This window comes from Klebsiella sp. 10982 (assembly GCF_048589245.1).
GTDB classification, from domain to species: Bacteria; Pseudomonadota; Gammaproteobacteria; order Enterobacterales; family Enterobacteriaceae; genus Klebsiella; species Klebsiella quasivariicola.
Map to the genome: position 1 here is coordinate 56,309 of NZ_JBMAXV010000002.1, position 10,758 is coordinate 67,066.

Sequence of the window (10,758 nt, forward strand, 5' to 3'; positions counted from 1 at the left end):
GATGTAAGGCCGCTAAGCGGCCTCTCACACTGAGTTAGTCGTTATTACCCGTAGAACAGAGGCATCAGAATGACTTACTGAGGGCGATGGCGGCCCTAACGTCTTTTACTTGATCTGGAAAATTATCCTCGGACTCAATACGCTCTAACCTTTCCAAGAGCATTTCCTCACCTCCAAACAGGTGAGCTATATCCCTTATTTTTAGTGTCAGATAGTGCCCGGTTGCACTGGAAATAATATGAGATCGCAGGCTCAGTAACAACATCAGAAAAACTTTATCACTGTCAATATGTTGAGTAATCCATGCAATAACGTATTCTGGGCCTGCAATATCCTGCCAGGCCCAGACAAAGTCCCCCAGATCGCCATCCTGCACAAGCAGTGATTTCAGTTCACCCTTGTTTAAACGTTCGCAGAAATGTTGACGAATACAGTTCAGTTCTCCATCGTTCAGTACACGCTCGTTCTCTGGCTCAGCTCGGTCACCGGCCAACCCGTTCTGCCATAGCAAATCGCGGATATAATTCGCAATCCAGACCCAAGCGGTTCCTTTCATCGTCAATGAAAGCAGGATTTCCATCGTTTTCGTCCGGTCATTATCCAACATCCTTTTCAGAAGACGATCAGCCACGCTGTTTACATCAAGATCATACCGTGAAAACCAGCGATTTCTCTGCCTGTAACGTTCATATATCTCATCGCCAGCATTAAAGAAAAATGTCAGCAGACCATGACATTCGAAGGCTGCACGCTCGTTTATCATCGGCCGTGTCAACTGACTTAGAATATGTTCAAACCAGGTGCGTGAGGACACACCATTGCTGTTGATCCTAGCCAAGAGTTCACGGGCCATCGCCGGATATTCTTCAGGATTACTGCTTTTACGGAACAGCTCATCAAAATACGCTGGTGGCAGTACGTTCTGAGGCGAAGAAAATGCAAAGTAATAACGCCAGTATGCCGTGCTCCCGAGACGCCGATTTGCTGTCATCAACGCTTTATCTTCATCACTTGTCTGAGCAAATAGCTTCTGTATATTAGCCTGGTACCCTGAAATTCCCGGCACCCAGTTTTTCAGGGAACTTACAGATTTTGCTTCTGCAGCTCGGAAACGGGACAGACACTCAACTAAATTTTGTGTCAGCAATTTTTGTTCTTCCTCACTTACACTGCCGTCACCAGATTCCACAATTGCCCGCTCTGTAAGATATTCTTCTGTCCAGTCATACAATCCGGGATTGGTGGTGCGAATCAATTGCAAAAAGCTCAGATCCGGTAAATAGACGTAATCACGTATTCCGCTGTATCTGAACCGCAGATTATTCAGGGACAGATGAACTTCACGGGGTGTTTTCAGCGCAGCACCGTAGATATCAGTCACGCGATTCAAGTCATTTATAAATTCTTCGTCCGGAAGCTCGCCGTTAACCGTTTCGTATAATCCGACAACTCCCGAAAAAAATTCACGACGCAGGTCGAAAGATTCCGGTCTCGGCAGGCTAAACGAAATTTGCACAATTTTCTGCAGATAAAGTTCGCCATCCTCCACGCCTAGACCTTTTTTGATGGCCAGAGCAAGTACAGATTTGTCATAACAAAGTATGTAGCGGAAGCGGGGAAAATCAGCGACGGATTTGACCAAGCGGACGACCTCCACAGCCTGCGCAGGCTCCAGTCTGTCCAGATCATCAAGAAGAATAATAAAGCTTAAATCCATTCCGACAATCTTTTCTGCAATTTCAGTACGCATCTCCGTAGCAGTTTTTTCTTTTTCTTTTAGCCATTGAGACTCTGACAGCGCATCCAGCGCACCGCTGGCATCAGGTATTCCCGGGATCATCGCTGCAGTCTGAGCTAGGGGGGCAAGATGGCGGGCAGTCGCTCTTGTATATTCCATCAGGGTCCGAGCTGTCCGGGTAAGTACTTTTTTCTTTTCGAGGCTTTCCCGGTCTTCAGGCGAAAGAAGACGCTCTTCCTCAGCGGCAATAATACCTGCCACAGGTATCAACAGCGATTCGACCAGACTGGTTCCGCTGCCGTCAAGCCAGGGGGATATACTCAGAACAAAGGTGTTGTCTTCTTTCTGTTTATCCAGTTCCGTGTGCAATAGGTTAAGCAGACTCGTTTTTCCCGAGCCCCATACTCCCTCAATGCCGATAACGGCGCTTCCTTCACGACCGATAGCCTGTATTGACTGTGCCAGCTGTGCAGCAACATAGCGAAAGCCATAGCGATCCTGTTCCGGACGGGTGACAGACTGATCCAGTCTCATTACATCGATATCAGACATTTCACAAATCCTCATACATACAGTGCAATCCGGCGAGGGCCTCCGCCAGTGTGCCTTCAGCGCACCCCGCAGTGAATTCACGGATCAGCGTCTCGAACGCCTCTGCCAACAAAAAAATTTCCCCTCCGTCGATACCGATGAATCCCTCTGGCATGACGTGTATGGGCGAGGAAAGGATCATGTGCTTGCCCTAGTGACCGTGATCTAACTCATATTTATTTCTAATACGGAAAACTAATTTCTTCTTTATCAGAAGGGATAGCTTTTGAAAGTATGAAATCAATATGTGGAATTTCAATTTCTTTTTTATCACTACAGCAACTATGGAACTCTCTGCCACTTTTACAAGGGCAATCATCCTCGTTTCTCACATTTGCAAAACGCTCTTTTGGAAAACTCATAGTTGTTCTATTTAAATCCCACTCCTCGAATGCATTTTCTAAAATATTTGATATATATTGTATCAGTGTAAAGTCAAGGGTTGCATCATCATGCATTACTGAATACTTTTGAGCAGGTGTTGATACAATTGAAACCTCAAGGAACTCCATGTCATGAGCTATATGAAGACATAGTTCACCGTTATAGATTTTACCTTTTTTATGTCCGCACCTCGATCTTGGTCTAACTCTGTGATCACAGATACTGCAGGTATAGTAACCAACTTTAAAACCGGGACTAATAAATAGGCAATACGGATAAAGTGACTGCCATTTAAGAACCTTGTCTATTATGAACTTAGATCTTGTATTAATTAAAAAAGTTTCCGTTGAATTTTCATTAAGAAATTCATAATTTATTTCACACTGTTCGAGTTCATTCCATGCATCTCTATATTTATTATTTTTTATATTATTGAATGCTCGAATATAAAGCACATTTAGATCAAATGCTTTAAGTACTCTCCAGCACTCATTGGCTTTTTCTTCATCACCATATTTGATAGCTTTTAATTTTTCTTCTTTTAAGGAGTCAATTGCTTTAATAATTTCTGGATTTACAATGTCTTCCAAGGTTGTTAATTCAATATTCATTACTAAATCCTTTAACAGCATTCAGAACTTCATTGAGGTTTTCTATTTTTCCATTGTACTCAATTGAAACAGTCTTTCCATCTTTCTTTTCAACGATGAATGTTAGCGAAATTTTATCATTTTTCTTTGCTTTTATTTTATCATAAATATATGCTGAAACTACACTACAGAATATAGGTATTACAAAATTTTTAATAATAAAGGTACCAAGCCATATATCTGCCGCATGCAACCCCAATTCTTTATATTCGTCGTCGGTAGCATATACTTCAGCACTAATGTTATTTTCATTAAGATAATCTAGTGTATCTAATGTGCCTGTGTAATAAACGTCTTCATACCCATGAGATGGTAAAATAATAACGTTTTTTCCTTTGAGCATTGATGATATTTCTGGTGGTGCGTCCGCAATTAAGGATTCAAAAGTAAATATTGACTCTTTGATTTCAAACTTTTCACGGTCATTGAAAATTTTCATTTACACCTACTGTTAATATATGATGGTATACTCGAGACACATTACTGTATATAAGGTGAAATTTCAATAACCTTTATATGGACAGTGAGGGTTACATCAAAAAATCATGCTAACAGCATACAATGATCACTCAATTCATCACTCAACATTAGCAATGTTTTAAATGATCGCAATAGTTAAATATATACCCTGTTTGAGTAGAGGCATCGGCAGAGGGATTGGATCATTACTCTGAGGAATCACCTAGGGGGGCTGTAATCGTGGGCATGCTAGCGGTTATAAAGAAAGGGCAACAATGCCCAAGATTTTCAGGTTGCTTTGAAAATTTAGAGGCTGATCTGAAATTCCTTGTGTTCTGTTTAGACACACAATTTTTCTGCCATATGTTAAAATTTATAATTTGTCTTTAATAAGTCATCCCAAGCATTAGCTAATTCTTTCTCATGCTAAATTTTTATAGCAGCAAAGCTGTTTGCCGTAGCACTGTCTCTCAATCTGGTTGTTGAAGTGATTGGTTGCATAATTTTAGTTGCTAAGCAAAGTCAAGAAAAGGAAGGTTAGTTAACCTTTTTTGCGACTTCATTGATAATCGCTCGAATTCTATTAATAACATATTGGAACCTTCAAGTTCCCATATGTTATTAACCCAGAGTATGATCTCCATCTTTGTGATGTTTATGTCCCAAACACTGCAGGTTCAGCGGGATATTTACACAAATAGTGATGTCCGCTTTTGGCACAAAGCAGACGTTAAAACCTACAGCATCGTGAATGCCGCGTCAACGGCATGGAGGTGCCAGATGAGGTTACATGTGTCTGTGGAGTCAAATGGCGCCGAAAGCCCGGCGTAGCCGGTTACCGAGCTATAAATTCGGCCCCCCTGCCCTGGTTAGCCTTAACCCACTAACAGCAATAAAGAAGTTAAGGTAATCCCTTTACCCCCGGTGAGCTGGCTTTACGGCGTTTACGACGTAAAGGGCATGATTTTCAGGGCCTTAACCAAGGCAGCTTGCTGCTGACGCTTAGGGGATATTCTTCAGTTATTTCAACGACACCAGGGAACTTAACACGGTAGCTGAAAAGCTCAGCGCCAGATATCCTGCCGCCCGGCCAGCGAAAGCCGGCGGCAGGTATACCTCTCAAGGCAGCATCTTACCCTTTGGCAAAATTGGCCTGGATCCGCTGCTGCAGATAATCCTCAGCGCTGATTGGCGGGTACTTCCTCTGCGGCCCGAGGATCTCGACATCTTTATTGGCCTGGCAGAAAAACGCCAGGCTGTAGCGCGGCCCCTGATATTCGTGGGGCAGCGGGTTTCTCACCCGGTGGAAGTTAGACGGCAGCTGATCGTCGCTCCAGCGCATCAGCATATCGCCGATATTGCAGGTGATCACCTCCTCGCGCGGCTCAATGCTGGTCCACTGCTGGCTCTCACGATCCTTGCCCGGACAAACCTGCAGGCCGCCCTGGCCGGGGCGCTGGAACAGCAGCGTCAGGCAGTCAAAATCGGTGTGCGCGCCGGCCCGCCACATTCCCTGCTGCGACTGCCCGGTCGCATAGTAATGCAGCATGCGTAAGGTGCTCTGGTAGGTGTCACGCTGCGGATCGTGCGCGGTGGTGAAAAACGATTCCGGAAAACCGAGCTTCAAAGCAAAGCAGGAGAGGATCTTCATCCCCAGCTGCCAGCACTGCGATTCAAACCCGAGCATCGTCTGCTGAAATGCTGGCAACTCCCGATCGCTGGGCCAGCGCCCGGCCATCAGCGGCCGGGTTATCTGATAGGACTCTTTTTGATCCGGCGTGCGGGTCGATGGCCGGACCTGCGCCTTGCTCTCCCAGCCGGCGTTGCCTGCCAGCGGATACTGGCGCTTCACCTCGTCGGGCAGGTCGAAAAACGCCTCGGTCATGCTGAAGGCCTGGCGGATCTCCGCCAGCGGAATACCGTGGTGGCTGACCTGGAAGAAGCCAATCTCCACCGCCGCCTCCCACAGTTGTTCGGCAATTTCACTTTTTCTTTCGGCAAAGTTCGACAGGTCGATACAGCGCACTTCGCGGGCGAAGGTCTCTTCACCCTGGGCGCCCATCAGCGCCTCTTTTTCCAGTTCCTGTAAGGCGTAGCGTTGATTCTGGGTGGTTGAGGTCATCGTCATTATCCTGTTATCAGTTAAACAGCGGCGCGCTGCTGGAGGGTACGGACGGCCGCCAGCGCGTCGTGGCGCATCGCGTCAAGATCGAGACCGGGAATGGCGTCATCTTCCACGATGGGGCGGCCATTGAGCAGCAGCGCCTTCAGCGCGGCGCGCCCGCCGCAGGCCACCGGCCCAATGGCCATATCATGCAGGCCGAAGTAGCGCGGATCGTCCAGCCGGTAAATGGCGAGGTCCGCCTGCATGCCGACCTGCAGAGTGCCGCTCTGCGCTAAGCCAAGGATCTGCGCCCCGCCGGCGCTGCCCCAGCGCACCACATCCTCCACCGTGGCCGCATCGGCCCCGCCCTCGAAGGTGCCCCCGGCGTAGCGCGGCTGCGCCAGCATTCCCTTGCGCGCGCGCTGCAGCAGCCATGCGGCATGGGCTTCGCTTTGCATATCCGCCGCTTCATTCGAGGCAGCGCCGTCCACTCCCAGCGAGACCGGGACCCCGGCCTGCTCCAGCGCCAGCAGATCGGCGATGCCGCTGCCCAGTCGGCCATTGCTTTGCGGGCAGTGGGCGATGCCGGTTCCGGTACGGCCCAGCAGGGCAATCTCCTCCGGCAGCAGCTTCACCAGATGGGCAAACCACACGTCATTTCCCAGCCAGTCATGCTCCGCGCAGAACTGCACCGGCGTCATGGCGAATTTCTGCCGCGCGGCGTCGAGATAATCGACGGTTTCCGATAAATGGCTGTGCAGCCGGATCCCCAGCTGACGGGCCAGCTTCGCCATCTCCCGCAGCTGGGCGCCCGGCGCGGAGTGCAGGACGGTAGTGGGCGCCATCACCACCCGACGCAGAGAACCGGGCCGGGGGTCGTGATAGCGGCTGACCAGCCGTTCGATATCCGCCATATAGCCGTCGAAGGTTTCCGGACGCAGCGCTACGGGCAGATCCTGTTCCACCGCCCGGCCCTGGGTCGCCCCACCCCGACACAGGACGATACGCATCCCCAGCGCTTCCCCTTCGCTGAAGACAATCTCCGACGTATCGAAAGGCATATCCGGCCAGTACAGGTAGTTGTGATCCGCCACGCTGGCGCAGCCCGAGCGCAGAAGCTCCACCAGACCAATGCGCACCGCCAGACGAAAAGTGTGCTCATCGAAGGCCGCGCGAAAGCGGTACGGCGTGGCGCTCAGCCAGGCCGTCAGGCTCTGGTTCAGCCCCTGCGGCTCGCCCTTCAGTAACGACTGAAAAAGATGGTGGTGTGTGTTCACCCATGCCGGATAGATCACGCAGTCGCGGGCATCGATCTGTCGCTCTTCCGGCTGCGGCGTCAGACTGCCGATGGCCGCAATCTTGCCGTCGCGGATGCGAATATCCGGCCCGGCCAGCCGCGCCGCCTCCCCCGGCAGACCGCTGAGGATGGCATGGGCATTTTTAATGATTAATGACATGGCGTCGCTCCTCAGGGTTTAACCTGCATGGCCTGGACAAATTCGGTGGTGTAGGCCTGTTTCCAGTCGGTGGTCACCGCCAGCAGACCGGCGCTGACCATAAAGTCGCGGGTCTTCTGCCAGCGCGCGTCGGTCATCGTCCCCCAGCCCTGGCTGGCGGCATCCCCGCCGTCGATCAGATGATGCTCACGGATCTGGGTCACGCCCCAGGCGAGCAGATCGTCGGTCATTTTCGGGTTGTCCTGCTTAATCAACGCATTTCCCGGCGCCGGATCCTTGAGATAGCTCACCCAACCCTCCATTGAGGCACGGACGAACTTCGCCATCGCCCCTTTACGCTCGGCGATGGTGTCCGGGCGGGCGATGAGAATGCCGCCGTAGGGAGGATAACCATGCTCAGAAAACAGGAAGAAGTTCGCCTTCACCCCGGCCTTCTGCACCTGAAACACCTCGGAGCTGACATAAGCCTGCTGGGCGACGGCGTCGTCGACGACAAAGGGTTGAATATTGAAGGTATAGGGGCGAACCTGCGCATCGCTCAGCTGGTATTGCGCCTTCAGCCACGGCCACCACGTCGCCTGACCGGAGCTGGAGACCAGCAGGGTTTTGTCTTTCAGCCCCTGCAGGGAGGTGACATCGGCGTGGGTCAACAGCCCCTGGGGATCGTACTGAAAGGGCGCGGCAATAGCTTTTGCCTGGAAGCCGCGCTGAATGCCTTCCAGCAGCTGCAGGTCGTAACCGATGATCACATCGGCCCGCTTCGACAACAGCAACTGCATGCCGTTGACCTGGGGGCCACCGGAGCGGATCTCGACGTCGAGACCGTATTTTTTGTACAGCCCGGTGGCCTGGGCCTGATAATAACCCCCCTGCTCCGCCTGGGCGTACCAGGAGGTCAGCAGAACGATTTTCTCCTCGGCCTGAACGGCCAGCGAGACACCGCCGAGAGCCATCAGGCCCAGCCAGCGTAAGCCCCGGGGAAGGCGTGCATGACTTTTCATTATCCCTCTCCTCTTCATGCCGGGAGAGGGGCGAGCAAACCACGGCTCAGCCTCCCATCCCGGTCAACATTGAACCGCGACATGGTGACTGAGCAATGTCCCGTATGGATAACCCGTACTGACCGCTTCTACTCACACTCAGTTATACAAAAACAATGCCAGATTTGATCGCCCGCGAACTACCGCGAGAAATCGCCTGCGCCGCCGCCCTTGGGTATGCAACCTTTGATTCATGCACACCAAAAACGCACCACAATGGTGCGTTAATGAATGATTTTAGTGCCTGCCCGGTCGCTCACAGCTGGCTGAAGAGCATCTCCAGCTGGTTCAGCATCATCGAGGCGGCGAGGGAAAGCTGGCGGGCGGGCGAGACGCACAGCGCCAGCGTGAAAGGTTTAAGCTGCGGATCGGTTAGCGGCACAAACGCCAGCTGGCCGGACTCGATCTCATCGAGAATATCCAGCCGGCACAGGATGCCGATGCCCATCTGCTCTTTGATCAGGGTGCGGATCATGTGAATGTTATTCGACACCGCCACCTCCTTCACCTCGTTGCCGCTGATATTCACCAGCGCCGCCACCGGCTCGCTGATCATCAACGGGACGGATGGCAGAATAAACGGGTAGTCGAGGCACTGACTAAAGCGCACCGCGCTGCGGCTGGCCAGCGGATGGCCGGTGGGCACCACAATACCCATATTCATCTCGGCAAACGCCCGCACCTGCAGTTCGCGGGAAGTCTGGGGATTGAGCATGATGCCGAAATCCGCCTCGCCGGAGATCAGCGCCTGCTGAATGTGGATATTGTTGATGGTGGTCAATGTAAAAGAGATGTTGGGATAATGTTTATGCACCTCTTTGAGCATCGTCGAAAAAAAATGCCGGTTAATAGCATCGATGGTAGCGATGCGCACATGCCCCCGCCGCAACCCGCGCAGGTCATCCAGCTGTTCGCAGACCCGGGTAAAGTCCTTTTTCCAGTTATTGGCCGCGTGCAGGAGCAGCTCCCCGGCGGCGGTCAGCCGCAGCCCGGTGGGGTGGCGCTCGAAGAGCGGCATCGCCAGCTCCTGTTCCACGCGCAAAATCTGCCGATCGATGGAAGACGCCGACACATGCAGCGCCTCTGACGCTTTACGAAACGACCCCTGTCGGGCCACTTCGGTGAAATAGAGCAGAAATCGGGAGAAGGCAAACATGGTTTGGGTGCTCTCTTTTTTGCAACGGGTTGTGCGAATCAAAGCTCTGGACGCAACAGTTTTATCACAATACCGTAGCATTCATAGCGGAGAAACGATCGTTTCACCCATTTTCTTGCACGCCGGACAGTTCACCGCGAAGGGGAGTTATCTCTTCGCCGCCCCTGGCCGCCCTGCAGACAGCGGAATGAGGGAGAGTAAATGGTAATGCACAGCCACGATCTTATTTCGGTCTCGGTCGGGGAAATACGCCCCAATGGTGAGGGAAACCTATCCATAATATTGCAGGCGGCGGCCGGGGAAATATTACCGGCCTGCTCCGCCGGGGCGCATATCGATATTATTATTCCCGGCGTTGGCCCCCGGCAGTATTCCCTGTGTGGCGCGCCTGACCGCAGTAATACTTATGAAGTTTGCGTCAGGCTGACTGACACCTCCACCGGCGGCTCACGCTATTTGCACCAGCAGCTCAAACCCGGCGATCGGCTCGCCATTTCGCCGCCGCGTAATCATTTTCTCCTGCCGCAGGCCGGGCGCTACCTGCTGTTTGCCGGCGGTATCGGCATCACGCCTTTGCTGGCGATGGCCGAAGCGATTGCCGCCAGAATGGGGGCGCTGGAGCTGCATTATTATGTCGCCAGCGCGCGCCAGACGGCCTTCTCCCCGCGCCTGACCCAGCTGGCTGCGGGCGGCACCGTGGCGATCCACTGTAGCGAGGAAGGCGCGTCGTTTCGCCAGCGGATCCCCGCCTGCTTAACCACGCCCGATCCTGATACCGCAGTGGTCGCCTGCGGCCCGGAGGGGTTTATTCAGCGACTGCAGTCGGTCATGGAGGAATATTGCTGGTCGCCGTCGCAATTCGTCTTCGAGCGTTTTACTCCCGCGGCGGAAAATAATACCGCGGCGAAAAATGCGTTTTATATTGAGCTGGCCTCCAGCGGCCAGCGTCTGCAGGTCGCCGCGGATCAAACGATTGCTCAGGTATTACAGCACGCCGGGGTGGAGGTGATGCTCTCCTGCGAACAGGGAATGTGCGGCTCCTGTATTACCGGGGTCCTCGACGGGATCCCCGAACACCGGGACAGCGTGCTGACGGCGGAAGAGAAAGCCGGCAACGACCAGATCACGCTCTGCTGTTCGCGGGCGAAATCCCCGGGTCTGGTTTTGGATCTGTGAGGA

General features: G+C 52.4%; 8 protein-coding genes. 1 reads left to right on the plus strand and 7 read right to left on the minus strand.

Annotated elements, in window-relative coordinates:
- Window positions 1–64: 64 nt before the first annotated feature.
- From ACKLKD_RS01870 to ACKLKD_RS01900, 7 genes are all read right to left on the minus strand, one after another.
- Window positions 65–2,290, minus strand: a complete 2,226-nt coding sequence (locus tag ACKLKD_RS01870) for a KAP family P-loop NTPase fold protein (protein ID WP_025714454.1) — start codon at window positions 2,288–2,290, stop codon at window positions 65–67.
- A 221-nt stretch (window positions 2,291–2,511) separates the two neighbouring features.
- On the minus strand, window positions 2,512–3,324 hold the full coding sequence (locus ACKLKD_RS01875) for a hypothetical protein (protein WP_132312364.1): 813 nt from the start codon (window positions 3,322–3,324) through the stop codon (window positions 2,512–2,514).
- Window positions 3,314–3,802 carry a hypothetical protein gene (locus ACKLKD_RS01880; RefSeq protein ID WP_025714452.1) on the minus strand — a complete coding sequence of 163 codons (489 nt, stop codon included), beginning with the start codon at window positions 3,800–3,802 and terminating at the stop codon, window positions 3,314–3,316. Before ACKLKD_RS01880 ends, ACKLKD_RS01875 begins: the two co-directional genes overlap by 11 nt.
- A 1,152-nt stretch (window positions 3,803–4,954) precedes the next feature.
- On the minus strand, window positions 4,955–5,944 hold the full coding sequence (locus ACKLKD_RS01885; protein WP_087805225.1) for an isopenicillin N synthase family dioxygenase: 990 nt from the start codon (window positions 5,942–5,944) through the stop codon (window positions 4,955–4,957).
- A 20-nt stretch (window positions 5,945–5,964) separates the two neighbouring features.
- The gene (locus tag ACKLKD_RS01890; protein ID WP_087805222.1) at window positions 5,965–7,383 is read right to left on the minus strand and encodes an amidohydrolase family protein; all 1,419 of its coding nucleotides are present in this window, start codon (window positions 7,381–7,383) and stop codon (window positions 5,965–5,967) included.
- A gap of 11 nt (window positions 7,384–7,394) precedes the next feature.
- Window positions 7,395–8,384, minus strand: coding sequence for an ABC transporter substrate-binding protein (locus ACKLKD_RS01895; RefSeq protein WP_080924290.1), 990 nt, complete (start codon window positions 8,382–8,384; stop codon window positions 7,395–7,397).
- A 295-nt stretch (window positions 8,385–8,679) separates the two neighbouring features.
- Window positions 8,680–9,579: a LysR family transcriptional regulator gene (locus tag ACKLKD_RS01900; RefSeq protein ID WP_025714449.1), complete on the minus strand. Its 900-nt coding sequence runs from the start codon at window positions 9,577–9,579 to the stop codon at window positions 8,680–8,682.
- A gap of 207 nt (window positions 9,580–9,786) precedes the next feature.
- On the opposite strand from ACKLKD_RS01900, the gene ACKLKD_RS01905 reads away from it, so the two are divergent.
- The gene (locus tag ACKLKD_RS01905; RefSeq protein ID WP_087805249.1) at window positions 9,787–10,755 is read left to right on the plus strand and encodes a PDR/VanB family oxidoreductase; all 969 of its coding nucleotides are present in this window, start codon (window positions 9,787–9,789) and stop codon (window positions 10,753–10,755) included.
- Window positions 10,756–10,758: the final 3 nt, after the last annotated feature.

Coding starts and splice junctions, on each gene's coding strand:
- ACKLKD_RS01900 (WP_025714449.1), bottom strand. CDS start 9,579: ATGTTTGCCTTCTCCCGATTTCTGCTCTATTTCACCGAAGTGGCCCGA.
- ACKLKD_RS01895 (WP_080924290.1), bottom strand. CDS start 8,384: ATGAAAAGTCATGCACGCCTTCCCCGGGGCTTACGCTGGCTGGGCCTG.
- ACKLKD_RS01885 (WP_087805225.1), bottom strand. CDS start 5,944: ATGACCTCAACCACCCAGAATCAACGCTACGCCTTACAGGAACTGGAA.
- ACKLKD_RS01875 (WP_132312364.1), bottom strand. CDS start 3,324: ATGAATATTGAATTAACAACCTTGGAAGACATTGTAAATCCAGAAATT.
- ACKLKD_RS01890 (WP_087805222.1), bottom strand. CDS start 7,383: ATGTCATTAATCATTAAAAATGCCCATGCCATCCTCAGCGGTCTGCCG.
- ACKLKD_RS01870 (WP_025714454.1), bottom strand. CDS start 2,290: ATGTCTGATATCGATGTAATGAGACTGGATCAGTCTGTCACCCGTCCG.
- ACKLKD_RS01880 (WP_025714452.1), bottom strand. CDS start 3,802: ATGAAAATTTTCAATGACCGTGAAAAGTTTGAAATCAAAGAGTCAATA.
- ACKLKD_RS01905 (WP_087805249.1), top strand. CDS start 9,787: ATGCACAGCCACGATCTTATTTCGGTCTCGGTCGGGGAAATACGCCCC.